A 19,477-nucleotide genomic window follows, 5' to 3' on the forward strand; every position below is an offset into this window, starting at 1 on the left:
GGCAAATCTTGCCGCTGCCTTTGCCGGGGGCGGGCCGTCCGTTGACACCCACCGGATCGTGGGCCGCTTCCGCGGCGAACACTTGACCGGGAGCCGCATCAGCCGGGACCATGTTGCGTATCAGTCACACTGTTGCGTAATGCGCAGCCCTCGGGAGGACTCCGTGTCTCTTCGACCGCAACCCGACCGCGAGTTCGTCCTCACCCTGTCCTGCCCGGACCGCTCCGGTCTGGTCCACGCCGTCACCGGCTTCCTGGTCCGGCACTCCGGGAACATCCAGGAGAGCCAGCAGTTCGACGACCGGCTCCAGGACCGCTTCTTCATGCGCGTCCACTTCGACGTCTCGGACCCGAGCACCACCCTGGAGAAGCTGCGGACCGGCTTCGCGCCGGTCGGCGAGGCGTACCGGATCACCTGGCAGCTGCGGAACGCCTCCACCCCCACCCGCACCCTGATCATGGTGTCGAAGTTCGGCCACTGCCTGAACGACCTGCTCTTCCGGCAGCGCACCGGCGCGCTCGGCATCGAGGTGCCGGCCGTCGTCTCCAACCACCGGGACTTCGCACCGCTCGCCGAGAGCTACGGCATCCCCTTCCACCATGTGCCGGTGACCCCGGAGACGAAGGCGGACGCGGAGGCGCGGCTGCTCGACCTGGTCGACCGCCTGGACATCGACCTCGTCGTCCTCGCCCGCTACATGCAGATCCTCTCGAACGACCTGTGCAAACAGCTCGAAGGCCGGGCGATCAACATCCACCACTCGTTCCTGCCGAGCTTCAAGGGCGCGAGGCCCTACGTCCAGGCGCACGAGCGGGGCGTGAAGCTCGTCGGGGCCACGGCCCACTACGTCACCCCGGACCTCGACGAGGGGCCCATCATCGAGCAGGACGTGATCCGCGTGAACCACGCCCAGAGCGCCGAGAGTCTGGTCACCCTGGGGCGGGACGTGGAGGCGCAGGTCCTGGCCCGGGCCGTGGAGTGGCACAGCCAGAGCCGCGTCATGATCAACGGTCATCGCACGGTGGTCTTCCGCTGACCGGTATTGACCTGGTCGCATAAGGTTCCGCCATGAGCAACAACGGCACCGAGTCCGGGGGCACGTCCGGCGGCGGGGTGCAGTCCGTCGACCGGGCTGTCACCGTGCTGGAGATCCTCGCCCAGCGCGGCGAGGCAGGCGTCAGTGAAGTGGCCGAGGCGATCGACGTCCACAAGTCCACCGCGTTCCGTCTGCTCGGCGCGCTGGAGGCGCACGGGATGGTCGAGCAGGAGGGCGAGCGCGGGAAGTACCGCCTCGGCTTCGGCATCGTACGGCTGGCCGGGGCGGTCACCGGGCGCATCGACGTCACCCGGTACGGCCGCGGGATCTGCGAGCGCCTCGCCGACAAACTGGGCGAGACGATGAACATCGCGGTCCTGGAGTCCCACCATGTGATCAACCTGGACCAGGTGCGCGGCCGGTCCGCCATCACCGCGCAGAACTGGGTCGGCCGGCTGACGCCGATGCACTGCACGTCGAGCGGCAAGGTCCTGCTCGCCGATCTCACCGAGAAGCGCCGGGACGAACTGGTCGCCACGGCCGGGCTCGAACGGATGACGGCGCGCACGCTGACCTCCCGGCAGAAGCTGGAGGCGGAGCTGGTGCGAGTGCGCGAGCAGGGTTACGCCATGACGGTGGAGGAGTACGAGGAGGGCCTCAACGCCATGGCGGCGCCGGTGCGTTCGGCCGACGGCAAGGTCGTCGCCGCCCTCACCGCCTCGGGTCCCGCCTTCCGTCTCACCGAGGAGCGGATGCACGAGCTGGCACCGGTGCTGGTCGAGGGCGCCGACGAACTCAGCCGTCGGCTCGGCCACGTGGGCTGAGGGGCGCCGCCCTAGGGCGGCGCCCCTGCTAGCCCCGGAGCCGGGACATCGTCGGGTCGAACAGCGGTTCCTCGGCCACGACCGCCTCCACCCGCTGGTCGAAGTAACCGATGTGCAGCGCACGTCCGGTCACCGCGAGCTCCGCCGGCAGCCAGGCGTACGCGATGCCCTTGCCGATCGTGTGGCCGAAGGCCGCGCTGGTGACGTAGCCGACCGCGCGCCGCCCGTCGTACACCGGCTCCTTGCCCATCACTACGGCCCGCGGGTCCTCGATGGTCAGGCAGGTCAGCTTCCGGCGCACGTCGGCCTTGCGCCGCTCCAGTGCCGCCTTCCCGACGAAGTCCTCCTTGTCGGCCTTGACGGCGAAGGCGACCCCGGCCTCGTAGGGGTCGTGCTCGTAGGTCATGTCGGTGCCGAAGGAGCGGTATCCCTTCTCCAGGCGGAGGCTGTTGAAGGCGCCCCGCCCGGCGGCGATCCCGCCCAGCGGCCTGGCGGCCCGCCACAGCGTGTCCCACAGCTTCTGGCCGAGGTCGGCGGTGGTGTACAGCTCCCAGCCGAGCTCGCCGACGTACGACAGGCGCATGGCCGTCACCGGGACGGAACCGATGTGCGCGCGCTTGGCGCGGAAGTACTTCAGGCCCGTCGCCGAGAAGTCCTCGTCGGTGAGCGGCTGGAGGACGTCCCGGGCCAGCGGCCCCCACAGGCCGATGCAGCAGGTGCCCGGGGTGATGTCGCGGACCTGGACCGTGCCGTCGGCGGGGAGGTGGCGGGTGAACCAGTCGAGGTCGAGGTTGCCGTTGGCGCCGACCTGGAAGACGTCGGGGGCCAGCCGGGCGACGGTGATGTCACTGCGGATACCGCCGTCGTGGTCCAGGAGCAGGGTGTACGTCACCGAGCCGACGGACTTGGCGACCTTGCCGGTGCACAGCCGCTCCAGGAAGTCGGCCGCTCCCCGCCCGCTCACCTCCAGGCGCTTGAGGGCCGTCATGTCGTACATCGCGACGGTCTCGCGGGTGACCTGGGCCTCGGCACCCACGATCGGCGACCAGTACCGGGCGGCCCAGTCGTTGGGGGTGACGATGGAACGGCCTTCCACCAGGTGCGCGTTGGCCTCGTACCAGTGCGGTCGCTCCCAGCCGTTCGCCTCCAGGAAGAAGGCGCCGAGCTCCTGTTGGCGGGCGTGGAAGGGGGTGGTGCGGATCGGGCGCGGGTCGCCGGAGGGCTGCAGCGGGTGCAGGATGTCGTAGACCTCGACGAAGTTCTGGCAGTCGCGGGCGAGGACGTACTCCGGGGAGAGCTGGTGCGGCTCGAAGCGGTTGACGTCGCACTCGTGGAGGTCGAAGGAGGAGCAGTGGCCGTCGACCAGCCACTCGGCGACGGCCCGGCCGACACCGGCGGAGTGGGTGACCCAGACCGCCTCGGCGACCCAGAAGCCCTTGACGTCCGGGGACTCGCCGAGGAGGGGCAGGCCGTCGGTGGTGAAGGAGAACAGGCCGTTGATGCCCTCCTCGACCTTGGCCTCGCGGGTGGCGGGGAGCAGTGACTGCGTCTCGGTCCAGGCGTCCGCGAAGTCGTCCTCGGTGAACTTCAGGACCGAGGGCATCTCGTCCGCCTCGTCGACGGAGAGGATCTCGTCGGCGGTGATGGGCATGGGGCGGTGGCCGTAGTAGCCGATGCCGAGGGTGTCGTGACGGTCGCGGTAGTAGAGGTCGGCGTCCTGGTGGCGCAGGATCGGGCGCACCGCCTCCTCGGTCTGGCCCGCGAGCGCGGGGACCGGGCCGGTCCAGGCGAGCTGGTGGCCGAGCGGGGTGAGCGGGAGGTTCATGCCGACCATGCGGGCGATCCTGGGGCCCCAGATGCCGGCGCAGCACACGACGATGTCGGCTGTCAGATCACCCTGGTCGGTGCGGACGCCCGTGACCTCGCCGTCGGCCTGGAGCACGTCCAGGACCTCGTGGCGGGCCAGGAAGGTCACTCCGCGCTCGGTGGCCCGGCGGATCTGCGCCTCGACGGCGAGGACGGCCTTGGCGAGGCCGTCGGTGGGGATGTGGAGGCCGGCGAGGACCCGGTCGCGGTTGACCAGGGGGTGCTTGTCGACGCACTCGTCGGCGGTGAGGATCCGCGACTCGACGCCCCAGGCGGTGAGCCAGCCGTGCCGCCGGTGGAGCTCGGTGACGCGCTCCGGGGTGGTCGCCACCTCCAGGCCGCCGACCTGGAGGAAGCAGGGCTGCCCGTCGACGTCGAGGGAGCAGAACTTCTCGACGGTGTAGCGGGCCAGCTCGGTCATGGTCTTGGAGGAGTTGGCCTGGAAGACGAGGCCAGGGGCGTGCGAGGACGACCCTCCGGTGGCCGGGAGCGGGCCCTGGTCGACCACGGTCACCTCGGTCCAGCCTCGCGCGGAGATCTCGTCGGCGAGTGCCGCGCCGACGACGCCCGCTCCGATGATGACCACTCGGGGTCCCGCCATCGCCGCACCTCCGGTTAAGTTGCTTTGTACGCAACACGATTCAGGCTGCGCAACTCAATGTGCCTGTCGTGCGAGTGGGTGTCAAGAGGTCCCGTGACGCCGGGGAACGGCGCCGGAACGGCCCGGAAAACGGGAACGCCCGGTGGGCGCCGCGCTCTCTCGCGCGCCGCCCACCGGGCCTTCGTGACAGGGTTTCCCGACCGGCCTACTTGATCCAGGCGTCGACCTTGTCCCGGTTGGCGTCGACCCACTTCTTGGCCGCCGCGTCCGGTGTCATCTTGTCCACGGCGATGTACTTGGCCACGGTGTTCTGGTCGTCGTTGGTCCAGTTGAACTTCTTCACCAGGTCGTAGGCCGGGCTGCCCGACTTGCTGAACTTCGCGCTCACGATCTTGTCGAGGTCGTAGACGGGGTAGTCGCACGCGACCTTGGCCGGATCGGCGTCGCAGCCCGTCTTGTACGCGGGCAGGTCGACCTTGACCAGCGGCACCTCGGACAGGAACCACTGCGGCTCGTAGAAGTAGCCGATCACCCACTGCTTGTTCTTCTCGGCGTTGCGGTACGCCTGGATCAGCGCGGTCTCGCTGCCCGCGTACACCACCTTGAAGTCCAGCTTGAGGTTCTTCACCAGCGCCTCGTCGTTGGTGACGTACGAGGGGTCGCCGTCCAGGAGCTGGCCCTTGCCGCCGGACTCCGAGGTCTTGAACTTCGCGGCGTACTTGTTGAGGTTCTTCCAGTCCTTGATGTCCGGGTGGGCCTTGGCCAGCCACGGCGGCACGTACCAGCCGATGATGCCCTTGTTGCCGGTCGAGCCGGACTCCACGGCGGTCTTCTGCTGGGTGATGTACTTCTTCTTCAGGTCGTCGTGGCCCCAGTTCTCCAGGACGGCGTCGACCTCGCCGGTCCCGAAGCCCTGCCAGGCGATCTCCTCCTTGAGGTCCTTCTTGGTGACCTTGCACTTCAGATCGTGCTCGGCGACGTACGCGACGACCGCCGCGTCCGCCTCGTAGCCCACCCACGGGTTGACCGCGAGGTTGAAGGTGCCGCACTTGCCGGAGCTGCCCGAGCCGCCGGCCTCCGAGGAGTCACCGACCTTCGCGCCGCCGCAGGCCGTGAGGGTGAGGCCGAGGACGGCCAGGCCGGCCGCGCCGGCTCGCCAGTGTCTTGCCATCGTGTTGTGCTCCTCAGTTACTGGTGCGGCGAGCCGCTGCTTGAGTGATCCGGTCGAACATGACGCCGAGCAGGACGATGGCGACTCCGGCCGCCAGGCCCTTGCCGTACAGCTGTCCCTGCGAGAAGCCGGCCACCACGTCGTAGCCGAGGGCCCCGGCGCCGACCAGGCCGCCCACGACGACCATGGACAGCACATAGATCAGGCCCTGGTTGGTCGCGAGTGTCAGGGCGCTGCGGGCCATGGGCAGCTGGACCTTGGTGATGATCTGCCAGGTGTTGCACCCGGTGGAGGTGGCCGCCTCGACGGTGGTCGCGGGCACGGTCCGCACGCCGTCGGCGATGATCTTGATGGCCACCGGGGCCGCGTAGACGATCGCCGCGACGATCGCCGTGAACCGGGTCGCGCCGAACAGGGCGAGGAACGGCACGAGATAGACGAACGGCGGCATGACCTGCGCGGCGTCGAGGGTGGGCCGCACCAGCCGGTCCACCAGCGCGCTGCGCCCCATCCACACCCCGAAGACCATGCCGAGCAGCATGACCAGCACGGTCGCCACCATGGTCGAGGCCAGCGTGGTCATGCTGTCCGACCACAGGCCGGTGGCGACCAGGAGTCCCACGCACACGGCGGTGGTGATCCCGGCACGCCACCCGCCCAGCACCACGGCGAGCCCGATCAGGGCTGCGCCGACGAGCCACCACGGGGAGTCGGTCAGCAGCGTCTGGAACGGGTTGAGCAGCGCGTTGGTGAGGGCGTCACGGAAACCGTTGGTCAGCCCCGACAGGTTGTCCTGCGCCCAGGTGGTCACGTCATCGGCGGCCTTGGCGATGTTGCTGCCGGTGCTGCCCTGGCCGGGGAACTCGGCCGCCCACACGTACGTGTGCGAGAGATACACGAGTACGGCCGTCACCGCTCCCCCGGCGGCCAGCAGGTGCCGCCGCCACTTGAGCAGCGGGTTGCCGGACCGCCGGGCGGCCTCCGCGCGCCCGCTCGCCGCGGTGGTGACCCGGTCCAGGACGATGGCCATGACGACGATGGCGAGGCCCGCGTTGAAGGCCGTACCGACGTCGAGGGACTGGAGGGCCTGCACGACGGTCTTGCCGAGCCCGGGGGCGTCGATGAGAGCCGCGATGGTCACCATGGCCAGGGCGGCCATGATGGTCTGGTTGATGCCCATCACCACGGTCCGCTTGGACATCGGCAGCAGGACCTTCAGCAACGACTGTCTGCGGGTGGCACCCATGGAGGCGGCGGCCTCGACCGTCGTCGCGGGCACGGAACGGATGGCGTGCGCGGAGATGCGCATCGCCGGCGGTGCCGCGTAGATGACGGTGGTGATGGTGGCGGAGGCCCCGCCGATCAGGAAGAACAGGGTCAGCGGCGCCAGGTAGACGAAGGTGGGCATCGTCTGCATGAAGTCCAGGAACGGAGTGACGATCCGGTTGACCCGTGGGGACAGGCCCGCCCACACGCCCAGCGGGAGGGCGAACAGCAGCGCCACCAGGACCGCGGAGAGGGTCAGGGACAGGGTGTCCATGCTCTCCTGCCACAGCCCTTGGAGCCCGAGGAAGGTGAAGCCGGCCACGGCCAGCAGCGCGACCCGCCAGTTGGCCACCGCCCAGGAGACATAGCCGGCGAGGCCGACTACTCCGAGCCAGCCGATCTGCGGGAGCGGGCGGTCGCCGGAAGGCTGGGAGATGAGGTCCTGCACGAAGGTCACCAGGTTGTCGATGACCAGCCGGATCTCGTTGAAGCCGTACAGGAAGAGCGGGTTGGAGTTGCGGTTGGCGCCGATGGAGTCGTTGACGTCGTTGAGCCAGCGGTGCAGATCGGTGAGATCGGCCGCGGCCAGCGACAGGGTCTGCTTTCCGCGCAGTACGGCGAAGAGGACGAGCCAGACGACCAGGATCGCGGCGACCACCACGGACCGGCTGATCCTGCGTACGGGGGCGACGGGCGGAGGCGGTGCGGCCTGCCGCGTCTCCCCCGTGGCCTCGGGTTTCTCCATGGCGACGGTCATCACGCGTCGCCTTCCTGCCCGGCGACCACCGCGAGGATCTCCTCGTCGCCGACGATGCCGATCAACTTGCCGTTCTCGACGACCTTGACGGGCTTGTCGGCGGCGAGCACCGCGCGGGTGGCCTCCTTCACCACGACGTCGGGACCCAACTCGGGTCCGTCCAGGGGGTCTTGGGGGGTCGCCGGACGCATGATCCAGCGCAGGGTCAGCACATCGCCGCGCGGCACGTCCTTGACGAAGTCGCGTACGTAGTCGTCGGCGGGGGCGCCGACGAGTTCGTCGCCGGTGCCGCACTGGACCGTCTTGCCGTCCCGCATGATGAGGATCCGGTCGCCGAGCTTCAGCGCCTCGGAGAGGTCGTGGGTGATGAACACCATGGTCTTGCCGACCTCGTGGTGCAGCCGGATGACCTCGTTCTGCATGTCACGGCGGATCAGCGGGTCGAGCGCCGAGAAGGGCTCGTCAAAGAGGAGGACGTCCGGATCGCCCGCCAACGCCCTTGCCAGGCCCACGCGTTGCTGCATACCGCCGGAGAGCTGGTCGGGGTAGGAGTTCTCGTACCCGGACAGACCCACGAGTTCGACGACCTCCAGCGCACGCCTCATGCGCTCGGCCCGGCCCATGCCGCGGATCTCAAGGCCGAACGCCACGTTGTCGACGACGCGGCGGTGGGGCAGCAGACCGAAGTGCTGGAAGACCATGGAGAACTTGCTGCGCCGCAGTTCGCGCAGCCGCCGTTCGTCGGCGTCCCGGATGTCCTCGCCCTCGAAGACGATCTCACCGGCGGTGGGTTCTATCAGCCGGGTCAGACAGCGCACCAGGGTGGACTTGCCGGAGCCGGACAGCCCCATGACGACGAAGACCTCGCCGGGCGCGACGTCGAAGCTCACGTCGCGCACGGCGGCGGTACAGCCGGTGCGGTCCATGAGTTCGCGGCGGGTGAGCCCGCGCAGCTCCTCGGAGTCCGGTACCTGGTCCGCCTTCGGCCCGAACACCTTCCACAGCCCGCGTACGGATATGACGGGCGTGGGGGCCGCGTCCTCGGGGGTGCCGCGGCGCGGCGGCACCTCGGTCTGGGTTGGGGTCATGGTCGACCTCTTCTCGGCGTTCAGCCGCGGAACCAGTGCTGCGGCCGGGGTTGGATGTTCTGCCAGATGTGCTTGGGCTCGCGGTACTCGTCGAGGCCGGTCGGTCCCAGTTCCCGGCCCACTCCGGAATGCCCGAAGCCACCCCACTCGGCCTGCGGCACATAGGGGTGGTAGTCGTTGATCCACACCGTGCCGTGCCGCAGCCGGCGGGCGACCCGCTGGGCCTTCCCTGCGTCCTGCGTCCAGACCGCCCCGGCGAGGCCGTACTCGGTGTCGTTGGCGATGCGTACGGCGTCGTCCTCGTCGGTGAAGCGCTCGACGGTGAGGACGGGCCCGAAGGACTCCTCGTGCACCACCCGCATGTCCTGCCGGCACTCGTCGAGCACGGTGGGCGGGTAGTAGTGGCCGTCGGCGAGGGCCGGGTCGGCGGGCCGTTCGCCGCCGCAGCGCAGGACGGCGCCCTCGGCGACCCCCGCGGCGACGTAGGCCTCGACCTTCTCCAGGTGCTGCGCGGAGATCAGCGCCCCGGTCTCGGCGTCGGGGTCGAAGGGCCCGCCCAGGCGGATCCGCCGGGCTCGGCGGACCACCTCGTCGACGAAGCGGTCGTGCAGGGAGTCCTCGACGATCAGCCGGGCACCGGCCGAGCAGACCTGCCCGGAGTGCAGGAAGACGGCCGTGAGCGCGAAGTCCACGGCCGTCTCGAAGTCGGCGTCGGCGAAGACGACGTTGGGGTTCTTGCCGCCGAGTTCCAGCGCGACCTTCTTCACGGTCGCGGCGGCGGTGGCCATGATCCGTTTGCCGGTCTCCACGCCCCCGGTGAAGGAGACCATGTCGACGCGCGGGTCCTCGGTGAGCGGCGCGCCCACTTCGGGTCCGGTGCCGAGGACGAGGTTGGCGGCACCGGCGGGCAGTCCGGCCTCCTCCAGCGCCCGCATGAGCAGGACCGAGGTGGAGGGAGTGAGCTCGCTGGGCTTGAGGACGATCGTGTTGCCGGCGAGAAGGGCCGGGGCGACCTTCCAACTCGCTTGCAGAAGTGGGTAGTTCCAGGGTGTGATCAGTCCGCAGACCCCGATCGGCTCGTAGACCACGCGACTGACGGCGTCGTCCCGGCCGGTGTCGATCACACGGCCTGCGTCGGTGCCGCCGAGTCCGCCGTAGTAGCGAAGACAGGAGACGACGTCGGCGATGTCGTACTCGCTCTCCACCAGCCGCTTGCCGGTGTCCAGCGACTCGGCGCGGGCGAACTCCTTGGCGTCGCGCTCGATCAGGTCGGCGGTGCGCAGCAGCAGGGCGCCGCGGTCACGCTCGGGGGTGTGCGGCCAGGGCCCCGTGTCGAAGGCCCGGCGGGCGGCGGCGACGGCCGCTTCGGTGTCGGCGCGGGTGCCTTCCGCCACGGTCGCGGAAAGCGTGCCGTCGGCGGGGCAGCGGATCTCCCGGCGCCCCCCGGCCACCGGCTCCCGCCATTCACCGTCCACGTACAGGTCTGCCACGTCGGGAGCCCTTCGAGCGATTTCGTTGCGCATGACGCATCGTATTGCTTGTGGTGGAACACTCTGGAGACTGCGGCACCCCACGTCAAGGGGTTGGTGGATGACGGTTTGGGCACGCGGGCGCCTTGTGCGCAGCGCGGGCCCGGCCGGTTTCCGGTACAAGCGGCCCCGCGAAAAATCCGTGTTACCCGGCCTGCGTACGGGCGTCCCGGTGCCGGTAGTACACGGCCTCGGAAGGGGCGAGCGGCTGCTTGTCGAGGATGAGGTCGGCCGCCTTCTCCGCGATCATCATCACCGGCGCATAGATGTTGCCGTTGGTGACGTAGGGCATCACGGAGGCGTCGACGACCCGCAGTCCCTCGACCCCGTGCACACGCATGCTGGCGGGGTCCACGACGGCCATCTCGTCGGTGCCCATCTTGCAGGTGCAGGAGGGGTGCAGGGCGGTCTCGCCGTCCTTGGCGACCCAGTCGAGGATCTCCTCGTCGGTCGCGACGGACGGGCCGGGCGAGATCTCCCCGCCGTTGTAGGGGGCCAGAGCGGGCTGGTTGAGCAGTGCGCGGGCGACCCGGATCGCCTCGACCCACTCGCGGCGGTCCTGTTCGGTGGACAGGTAGTTGAAGCGCAGCGCCGGGTGCTCGCTCGGATCACTGCTCTTGATCTTCACGGAGCCGAGGGCGTCGGAGTACATGGGTCCCACGTGCACCTGATAGCCGTGGCCACCGGCGGGCACCGAGCCGTCGTAGCGGACCGCGATCGGCAGGAAGTGGAACATCAGGTTGGGGTAGTCGACCTCGTCGTTGCTGCGGGCGAACCCGCCGGCCTCGAAATGGTTGGTCGCCGCGGGGCCCTTGCGGAAGAGCCACTGCAGGCCGATGAAGGGGGCACGCCATTTCGCCAGGTACGGCTGCATGGAGACGGGCTGCTTGCAGGCGTACTGGATGTACACCTCCAGGTGGTCCTGGAGGTTCTCGCCGACGCCCGGCAGGTCGTGGACGACGTCGATGCCGAGGGCGCGCAGCTCCTCGGCGTTGCCGACGCCGGACAGCTGGAGCAGCTGCGGGGAGTTGATCGCGCCGCCGCAGAGGATGACCTCCTTGGCGCGGACCTGCTGGAGCGCGCCCTTGCCGCGCCGGTACTCGACGCCGACGGCCCGTTTGCCCTCGAACAGGACGCGGGTGACGAGGGCGCGGGTGGTGACCGTGAGGTTGGGACGCTTCCTGACGGGCTTCAGGTAGGCCTTGGAAGCGGAGAGCCTGCGACCGCGGTGGACGTTGCGGTCGAACTTGGCGAAGCCCTCCTGCCGGTAGCCGTTGACGTCGTCCGTGGGCGCGTACCCGGCCTCCTCGGTGGCCTTCTGGAAGGCGGTGAAGAGCGGGTTGGTGGCCGGGCCGCGCTCCAGGACGAGCGGGCCGTCATGGCCGCGGAACTCGTCGTCCGGGTCGGCCGCGAGGCAGTTCTCCATGCGCTTGAAGTACGGCAGACAGTGCGCGTAGTCCCAGGTCTCCATGCCTGGATCGGCGGCCCAGCGCTCGTAGTCCATGGGGTTGCCGCGCTGGAAGATCATGCCGTTGATGCTGCTGGAGCCGCCCAGCACCTTGCCGCGGGCGTGGTAGACGCGCCGACCGCCCATGTGCGGTTCGGGCTCGGACTCGTACTTCCAGTCGTAGAAGCGGCTGCCGATGGGATAGGTCAGCGCCGCGGGCATGTGGATGAAGACGTCCCACGGGTAGTCGGGCCGGCCGGCCTCCAGGACCAGCACCCGGTTGCCCGGGTCGGCGGAGAGCCGGTTGGCCAGTGCGCTGCCGGCCGATCCACCACCGACGATGACGAAGTCGTACTGCTGAGGAGCCATGATGCCTCGTCTCGCTCGCGCCGTAGATATGCGCGGCATGCTAGTACGAGTAGCGTGATACGCACCAGGTTGCGAAGCGCGCAACTTACACGACATATGCACGGGGTCCGCGAAACAGACTCACGCCGTTGTTGTTTACCCCCCGTATAGTTGCGTTGTGAGCAACTACAACCCGGATAACGAAACGACAGGGTCGTCGAGCGGCGGAGTGCAGTCCGTCGACCGGGCCATTCACGTCATGGAGATCCTGGCCCAGCGCGGCGAGGCCGGGGTCAGTGAGGTGGCCGCCGAGATCGACGTTCACAAGTCCACGGCGTTCCGGCTCCTCGGCGCCTTGGAAGCGCGCGGTCTGGTGGAACAGGCGGGTGAGCGCGGGAAGTACCGGCTCGGATTCGGCATCGTGCGCCTGGCCGGCGCGGTCACCGGACGCATCGACATCACCCAGCAGAGCCGCCCGGTCTGCGAGGACCTCGCCGAGGAGATCGGCGAGACCGTGAACCTCGCCGTGATGCAGGAGCGCTACGCGGTCAACCTCTACCAGGTGCGCGGCCCGGGTGCCGTCACCGCGCAGAACTGGGTCGGCCAGCTGACCCCGCTGCACGCCACGTCGAGCGGCAAGATCCTGCTGGCCCACCTGCCCGCCCAGGAGCGCGCCGCGCTGCTGACGGAAACCGGCCTGAAGAAGGTCACCCCGCGCACCATCACCGCGAAGACGAAGCTCGAGAAGAACCTCGCCGAGGCCCGGGAACGGGGTTACGCCTGGGCCCTGGAGGAGCTGGAGCTCGGCCTGCACGCCATGGCCGCGCCGGTCCGCGACCGGGACGGCGAGGTCATCGCGGCCCTCAGCGCCTCAGGGCCCGCGTACCGGCTCTCCGAGGAGCGCCTGCACGAACTCGCCCCGGTCCTGGTCAAGGGCGCCGAGGAGATCAGTCACCGGATGGGTTACCTGGGCTGAGCGCCCAGCCGGGCCTGGACCCAGTCGTGGAACTCGCCGATGTGGTGCTCGCTGGGGACCAGCACACCGCCCTTGGCGTACAGCCGTGAGCTCATGCCGGGCTGGGTGCGCTCGCAGGCGTCGAAGTCCTGCCGGTTGACCCGGTCGAACAGCTCCACCGAGCGGCTGACGTCCTTCCCGCTCTGCACGACGTGCGGCAGGTACAGCCAGTCGCACTCCACGACGGTGCGGTCCGCGGCGACCGGGTACATCCGGTGGAAGATCACATGGTCGGGCACGAGGTTGATGAACACCTGCGGCCGCACGGTGATCGCGTAGTACCGGCGGTCCTGGTCCGCGGAGACCCCCGGGATCCGGTCCAGCCCCTCCGAGCCGTCGACCGTGAAGCCCCTGACGTCCTCGCCGAACTCCGCGCCGTGCCCGACGTAGTACTGGGCCGCGTATCCGTCGGCGAACTCCGGGAGCACCTCGGTGAGTTCGGGATGGATCGTCGCGCAGTGGTAGCACTCCATGAAGTTCTCGACGATCAGCTTCCAGTTGGCCTTGACGTCGTAGACGATCCGCCGGCCGACCTCCAGCCCCCCGATGTCGTAGTGCTCGATCGACTCGGTGTCGCCGAGGCGCGCGACCACGTCCTGGACGACCTCCTCGAAGGGCGGCGGGTCCTCGGCGAGGCACACCCACACATAGCCGAGCCACTCGCGCACCGCCACGCTCGCCAGGCCGTACTCGGTGCGGCCCACGTCCGGCATCTTCGTCAGGTTCGGCGCGGCCACGAGCTTGCCCGTCAGGTCGTACGTCCAGGCGTGGTACGGGCATTGGAACGCCCGCTTCACCTCGCCCGACTCCTCGGTGCACAGCTTCGCGCCCCGATGACGGCAGACGTTGAAGTAGGCGCGCACCGAGCCGTCCCGCGCACGCGTGATCAGGATGCTCTCCCGGCCCACCTCCACGGTCCTGAAAGCACCGGGTTTCGGCAGGTCGGAGGCGCGGACGGCGCAGAACCACATCGCTTCGAAGATGCGCTCCTGCTCCTGGGCGAAGAGCCCGGGATCGGTGTAGGAGACGCCGGGAAGGGTGGCGATCAGGCTGTCCGGCAGGCTGGTCGAGGTCACAGTGCACTCCTCGGGGAACGTCGTGGGCCGGTGATGCACGCCGGGAAGAGCGGACGGCGTTCTGGACGGAGCGGCAGCGGCTTTGCTGTCAGGCCGCTGCGGCGAGCTGCTTGCGCCAGCGCGTGAACAACCGCGGCTGGTTCATCCCGAGGACGGCGACCGGATGCCCGGAACGCCGGTAGACGGCCAGGACGTTGTGCTCGTCCCGGGCGCCCTCCTCGATGGTCACGCTGTCGGCGGCGGTCGCGTGACCGGCGAACTGGATCTTCACGCCGTACTGGTCGGACCAGAAGTACGGCGGCCTCTGCGCACTCGGTTCCACCGCGCCGCCCGCCAGCAGCGCGGTGACGGCCGCCTCGGGCCGCTCCCGGGCGCCGGTCCAGTGCTCGACGCGGCGGTGCAGGCCCGCGCGCGGGTCGTACCAGGAGGCGCAGTCCCCGACGGCGACCACCCCGGCCAGGCCGGTGCGGCCGTCGGCGCCGCAGGTGACGCCGTCGCCGAGGGTGAGGCCCGAGCCCGCGAGCCACTCGACGCACGGGCGCGCGCCGACCCCCACGACCACGATGTCGGCGGGCAGGCTGCGGCCGTCCTCCAGCAGGACGGCCTCGACCCGGCTCCCGCCGCGCAATCCCTTGACGCCGACCCCGCACAGCAGCCGTACACCGTGGTCCGCGTGGAGGGCGGAGACGATCCCGCCCATGGTCTCGCCGAGCGGTCCCGCCAGCGGGGTGGGCGCCGCCTCCACGACGGTCACGTCGAGTCCGAGGGCGTACGCGGTGGAGGCGACCTCGGCGCCGATGAAGCCGCCTCCGATCACCACCAGCCGTCCCCCGAGGGTCAGTTCGTCGCGCAGGGCGCGGGCGTCGTCCAGGGTGCGCAGGGTGTGCACCCCGGCCAGGGCGTCCGTGCCGGGCAGGGTCCGGGCGGCGGCGCCGGTCGCGATGACGACGCCGTCCGCCCTTACCTCGCTGCCGTCGGCGAGCCGTACGGCGCGCTGCGGGCCGTCGAGAGCGACGGCGCGGACGCCGAGCAGCCACTCGGCCCGCAGGTCCTCGTCGTCCGGCTCCAGCGCGAGATCGCTCTCGGCCAGGGAACCGGCCAGGAACTCCTTGGACAACGGGGGCCTGTCGTACGGGCGGTGGAACTCGTCGCCGATGACGACGAGCCGCCCGTCGTAGCCCTGTCTGCGCAGCGAGCGCGCCGCCGACAGACCGGCGAGCGAGGCGCCGACCACGGCGACCGTCCTCACGCGGGTCCGCCGGCGAGCCGGGCCGCCACACAGGGCGGCAGGTTGGGGGCGTCCAGGGACAACCGGACGTAGATCATGCCGTCCTCGACGTGGACCTCGTGCGTGCGGACCGGACGCTTGGCCGGCGGAGCGTCGACGGCGCCCGTCCGCAGGTCGAACTTCGAGGCGTGCAGCGGGCATTCGACCTCGCAGCCCTCCAGCCAGCCGTCGGCGAGCGAGGCGTCCTGATGGGTGCAGGTGTCGTCGATGGCGAAGACCTCGCCGTCGTCGGTGTGGAACACCGAGACCGGCGGATCGATGTCGAGCCGGTAGGCCTCGCCTCGGGGAAGATCCACGAGACGGCACGCGGGAATCATCATGACACCTCGGTGCGTATAGCGAAACGGATTGCGTTGAACGCAACGTCAGTTTGAGGGCGGCCACAAACCCTTGTCAAGGCGTCCAGAGACCGGACCCGCGTGGAAACAAATGTTGCTCCATATGCAACATCGATCACGATGAGAAACGCGGCGCGCGCTCTCACAGGACCACCACGGAGCGCAGCACCTCGCCGCGGTGCATCTTCTCGAAGGCCTTCTCCACGTCCCCGAGGCCGATGGTCTCGGAGACGAACGCGTCCAGGTCGAAGCGCCCGCCCAGGTAGAGGTCGATGAGCGCCGGGAAGTCCCGGGAGGGCAGACAGTCGCCGTACCAGCTGGACTTCAGGGCACCGCCGCGTCCGAAGACATCGAGCAGGGGCAGTTCCAGCTTCATCTCGGGGGTGGGCACACCGACCAGGACGACGGTGCCGGCGAGGTCGCGGGCGTAGAAGGCCTGCCGGTACGTCTCGGGGCGGCCGACCGCCTCCACGACCACGTCGGCACCGAAGCCGCCGGTCAGTTCGCGCACCGCCGCCACGACGTCCGTGGCCGAGCCGTCGACGGTGTGGGTGGCACCCATCGCCGTGGCCCGCTCCAGCTTGCGCGGGTCGACGTCGACGGCGATGACCTTGGTCGCGCCGGCGAGCCGCGCCCCCGCGACGGCGGCCATGCCGACCCCGCCGCAGCCGATGACGGCGACGGAGTCCCCGCGGCCGACGGCGCCGGTGTTCACGGCCGCGCCGAAGCCGGCCATGACACCGCAGCCGAGCAGTCCCGCGGCGGTCGCCGGGGCCGCCGGGTCCACCTTGGTGCACTGCCCGGCGGCGACCAGGGTCTTCTCCGCGAAGGCACCGATGCCGAGGGCGGGCGAGAGCGGGGTGCCGTCGAGCAGGGTCATCGGCTGGGTCGCGTTGTGGGTGTCGAAGCAGTACCAGGGCTTGCCCTTGCTGCACGCGCGGCACGTGCCGCACACCGCGCGCCAGTTGAGGATGACGAAGTCGCCCGGCTCGACGCCGGTGACGCCCTCCCCCACGGCTTCGACGCGACCGGCCGCCTCATGGCCCAGCAGGAAGGGGAAGTCGTCGTTGATCCCGCCCTCCCGGTAGTGGAGGTCGGTGTGGCAGACCCCGCACGCCTCCACCTTCACCAGCGCCTCGCCGGGGCCCGGGTCGGGGACGACGATCGTCTCGACGGTGACGGGGGCACCCTTCGCCCGGGCGACGACAGCACGAACCTCATGAGCCATGGGTCACTCCTCCGACTGCACTCTCGGTTGCCTCATTCGCGACGCGTATCGCTATGCGCAACTGAGCATCGACGAGGGTGAGCCATGGGTCAAGAGGTCGGTTCCGGCCGGGCGGCAGGCGGGGGCACGGGCCGCCCCCGGACCCACCGCCCCCGGCCGGATCCCGCCGTCACTCCCCCACGTAAGCCGCCAGATGCTCCGCCGTGAGGGTGCCCCCCGTGGCGACGAGCTCCGCGGGAGTCCCCTCGAACACGATCCGTCCGCCGTCGTGGCCCGCGCCCGGGCCGAGGTCGATGATCCAGTCGGCGTGGGCCATGACCGCCTGGTGGTGCTCGACCACGATGACGGACTTGCCGGAGTCGACGAGCCGGTCGAGCAGGCCGAGGAGTTGCTCGACGTCGGCGAGGTGGAGGCCGGTGGTCGGCTCGTCGAGGATGAACACGCCGCCCTTGTCCCCCATGTGGGTCGCCAGCTTCAGCCGCTGCCGCTCACCACCGGACAGCGTGGTGAGCGGCTGGCCGAGGGTGAGATAGCCGAGCCCGACGTCCGAGAGCCGCTCCAGGATCCTGTGCGCGGCCGGCGTACGCGCCTCACCGGTGCTGAAGAACTCCTCCGCCTCCGTCACCGGCATCGCGAGCACCTCGCTGATGTCCCGCCCGCCGAGGTGGTACTCCAGCACGGAGGCCTGGAACCGCTTCCCCTCGCACTCCTCACAGGTGGTCGCGACCCCGGCCATCATCGCGAGGTCGGTGTAGACGACCCCGACGCCGTTGCAGGTGGGGCAGGCGCCCTCGGAGTTGGCGCTGAACAGCGCCGGCTTCACACCGTTGACCTTCGCGAACGCCTTGCGGATCGGTTCGAGCAGTCCGGTGTACGTCGCCGGGTTGCTGCGCCGGGAGCCGCGGATGGCGCCCTGGTCGACGGAGACGACCCCCTCCGTGACCGGGATCGACCCGTGCACCAGCGAGCTCTTGCCGGACCCGGCGACCCCGGTGATCACGGTCAGCACCCCGAGCGGGATGTCGACGTCGACGTCCTGGAGGTTGTGCGTGCTCGCGCCCCGGATCTCCAGCGCGCCGGTGGCCTTGCGGACCGTGTCCTTGAGCCCGGCCCGGTCGTCGAAGTGGCGCCCGGTGACGGTGCCGCTGGTCCGCAGCCCCTCCACGGTCCCCTCGAAACAGACCGAGCCGCCCGCCGTACCGGCACCCGGGCCGAGGTCCACGACGTGGTCCGCGATCACGATCGTCTCCGGCTTGTGCTCCACGACGAGGACCGTGTTGCCCTTGTCCCGCAGGCGCAGCAGCAGGTTGTTCATGCGCTGGATGTCATGGGGGTGCAGCCCGATCGTCGGCTCGTCGAAGACATAGGTGACGTCGGTGAGCGAGGAGCCGAGGTGGCGGATCATCTTGGTGCGCTGCGCCTCGCCGCCGGACAGGGTGCCCGAGGACCGGTCGAGGGAGAGATAGCCGAGCCCGATCTCCACGAACGAGTCGAGGGTCTCCCCCAGCGCCGTCAGCAGCGGCCCGACCGAGGGTTCCTTGAGCGCGCGGACCCACTCGGCGAGGTCGCTGATCTGCATCGCGCAGGCGTCGGCGATGCTGACCCCCTTGATCTTCGAGGACCGGGCGCCCTCGCTCAGCCGGGTGCCCTCGCACTCGGGGCAGACCATGAAGGTGATCGCGCGGTCCACGAACTCGCGGATGTGCGGCTGCATCGACTCGCGGTCCTTGGCGAGCATCGACTTCTGGATCCGCGGGACGAGACCCTCGTAGGTCATGTTGATGCCCGCGATCTTCATCCGGGTCGGCTCGCGGTACAGGAAGTCCTGGAGCTCGCGCTTGGTGAACCTCCGGATCGGCTTGTCCGCGTCGAAGAAGCCGGACTCGCTGTAGAGGCGGTAGTTCCAGCCGCCGGCCTTGTAGCCGGGGATGGTCATGGCGCCCTCGTTCAGCGACTTGGAGTCGTCGTAGAGCTGGGTGAGGTCGATGTCGTTGACCGTGCCCCGGCCCTCGCAGCGCGGGCACATGCCGCCGACGATGCTGAAACTGCGGCGCTCCTTCACGGTCTGACCGCCACGCTCCATGGTCACCGCGCCCGCCCCGCTGATGGAGGCGACGTTGAAGGAGAACGCCTTGGGCGAGCCGATGTGCGGGGTGCCGAGTCTGCTGAACAGGATCCGCAGCATCGCGTTGGTGTCGGTGACGGTGCCGACGGTGGAGCGCGGGTCGCCGCCGAGGCGCTGCTGGTCGACGGTGATGGCGGTGGTCAGGCCGTCGAGGACGTCCACCTCGGGGCGCCCCAGGGTCGGCATGAAGCCCTGCACGAAGGCGCTGTAGGTCTCGTTGATCAGCCGCTGCGACTCGGCGGCGATGGTGTCGAACACCAGCGAGCTCTTGCCGGAGCCGGAGACTCCGGTGAAGACCGTGAGCCGGCGCTTCGGGATCTCGATGCTGACGTCCTTGAGGTTGTTCTCGCGCGCACCGTGCACGCGGATCAGGTCATGGCTGTCAGCGGCGTGCGGCGCGTCGGTCCGCGGGGCCTTGCTCATGGTGACTGGTCCTCCCGTTTCGACAACTTCGAACACTATGTCGACGCGTAC

Annotated in this window: 14 protein-coding genes; 3 read left to right on the top strand and 11 right to left on the bottom strand. The window is 69.8% G+C overall.

Features of this window, described 5'->3' with window-relative positions; genetic code table 11:
- Nucleotides 1–163: 163 nt before the first annotated feature.
- Both purU and ABZT93_RS16190 read left to right on the top strand, forming a co-directional pair.
- Nucleotides 164–1,036 (top strand): formyltetrahydrofolate deformylase, encoded by an 873-nt coding sequence (gene purU / locus ABZT93_RS16185; RefSeq protein WP_356104552.1) that lies wholly within the window; start codon nt 164–166, stop codon nt 1,034–1,036.
- Between the two features lie 32 nt (nt 1,037–1,068).
- A complete protein-coding gene (locus ABZT93_RS16190) occupies nt 1,069–1,860 on the top strand; it encodes an IclR family transcriptional regulator (protein WP_356104555.1) in 792 nt (263 codons plus the stop codon).
- Between the two features lie 28 nt (nt 1,861–1,888).
- Here the strand turns inward: ABZT93_RS16190 and ABZT93_RS16195 are convergent, their stop codons facing one another.
- The 6 genes from ABZT93_RS16195 to betA all read right to left on the bottom strand — a co-directional run bounded on the left by ABZT93_RS16195 (nt 1,889) and on the right by betA (nt 11,954).
- Entirely contained in the window at nt 1,889–4,327 is a 2,439-nt protein-coding gene (locus ABZT93_RS16195; RefSeq protein WP_356104557.1) for an FAD-dependent oxidoreductase, read from the bottom strand.
- 205 nt (nt 4,328–4,532) lie between these two features.
- Nucleotides 4,533–5,498 (bottom strand): ABC transporter substrate-binding protein, encoded by a 966-nt coding sequence (locus ABZT93_RS16200; RefSeq protein WP_356104560.1) that lies wholly within the window; start codon nt 5,496–5,498, stop codon nt 4,533–4,535.
- Between the two features lie 13 nt (nt 5,499–5,511).
- Nucleotides 5,512–7,521 (bottom strand): ABC transporter permease subunit, encoded by a 2,010-nt coding sequence (locus ABZT93_RS16205; protein ID WP_356104562.1) that lies wholly within the window; start codon nt 7,519–7,521, stop codon nt 5,512–5,514.
- Nucleotides 7,521–8,609, bottom strand: a complete 1,089-nt coding sequence (locus ABZT93_RS16210; protein WP_356104565.1) for a glycine betaine/L-proline ABC transporter ATP-binding protein — start codon at nt 8,607–8,609, stop codon at nt 7,521–7,523. The genes ABZT93_RS16205 and ABZT93_RS16210 overlap by 1 nt, the downstream gene beginning before the upstream one ends.
- Before the next feature lie 20 nt (nt 8,610–8,629).
- Nucleotides 8,630–10,099 carry an aldehyde dehydrogenase family protein gene (locus ABZT93_RS16215; RefSeq protein WP_356104831.1) on the bottom strand — a complete coding sequence of 490 codons (1,470 nt, stop codon included), beginning with the start codon at nt 10,097–10,099 and terminating at the stop codon, nt 8,630–8,632.
- A gap of 184 nt (nt 10,100–10,283) precedes the next feature.
- The gene (gene betA / locus ABZT93_RS16220) at nt 10,284–11,954 is read right to left on the bottom strand and encodes a choline dehydrogenase (protein WP_356104567.1); all 1,671 of its coding nucleotides are present in this window, start codon (nt 11,952–11,954) and stop codon (nt 10,284–10,286) included.
- Nucleotides 11,955–12,162: 208 nt separating this feature from the next.
- On the opposite strand from betA, the gene ABZT93_RS16225 reads away from it, so the two are divergent.
- The gene (locus ABZT93_RS16225; RefSeq protein ID WP_037710113.1) at nt 12,163–12,909 is read left to right on the top strand and encodes an IclR family transcriptional regulator; all 747 of its coding nucleotides are present in this window, start codon (nt 12,163–12,165) and stop codon (nt 12,907–12,909) included.
- Here the strand turns inward: ABZT93_RS16225 and ABZT93_RS16230 are convergent.
- The 5 genes from ABZT93_RS16230 to ABZT93_RS16250 all read right to left on the bottom strand — a co-directional run bounded on the left by ABZT93_RS16230 (nt 12,897) and on the right by ABZT93_RS16250 (nt 19,426).
- Nucleotides 12,897–14,024 (bottom strand): aromatic ring-hydroxylating dioxygenase subunit alpha, encoded by a 1,128-nt coding sequence (locus ABZT93_RS16230; RefSeq protein WP_356104570.1) that lies wholly within the window; start codon nt 14,022–14,024, stop codon nt 12,897–12,899. The genes ABZT93_RS16225 and ABZT93_RS16230 overlap by 13 nt on opposite strands.
- An 88-nt stretch (nt 14,025–14,112) precedes the next feature.
- Nucleotides 14,113–15,273 (bottom strand): FAD-dependent oxidoreductase, encoded by a 1,161-nt coding sequence (locus ABZT93_RS16235; protein ID WP_356104572.1) that lies wholly within the window; start codon nt 15,271–15,273, stop codon nt 14,113–14,115.
- A complete protein-coding gene (locus tag ABZT93_RS16240) occupies nt 15,270–15,632 on the bottom strand; it encodes a bifunctional 3-phenylpropionate/cinnamic acid dioxygenase ferredoxin subunit (protein ID WP_037710117.1) in 363 nt (120 codons plus the stop codon). Before ABZT93_RS16240 ends, ABZT93_RS16235 begins: the two co-directional genes overlap by 4 nt.
- Nucleotides 15,633–15,792: 160 nt before the next feature.
- A complete protein-coding gene (locus ABZT93_RS16245; protein WP_356104574.1) occupies nt 15,793–16,878 on the bottom strand; it encodes an S-(hydroxymethyl)mycothiol dehydrogenase in 1,086 nt (361 codons plus the stop codon).
- A 169-nt stretch (nt 16,879–17,047) separates the two neighbouring features.
- Nucleotides 17,048–19,426 (bottom strand): excinuclease ABC subunit UvrA, encoded by a 2,379-nt coding sequence (locus tag ABZT93_RS16250; protein ID WP_356104577.1) that lies wholly within the window; start codon nt 19,424–19,426, stop codon nt 17,048–17,050.
- Nucleotides 19,427–19,477 lie beyond the last annotated feature (51 nt).

It is taken from the genome of Streptomyces sp. NPDC005303 (assembly GCF_040607335.1).
Classification (GTDB): Bacteria; Actinomycetota; Actinomycetes; order Streptomycetales; family Streptomycetaceae; genus Streptomyces.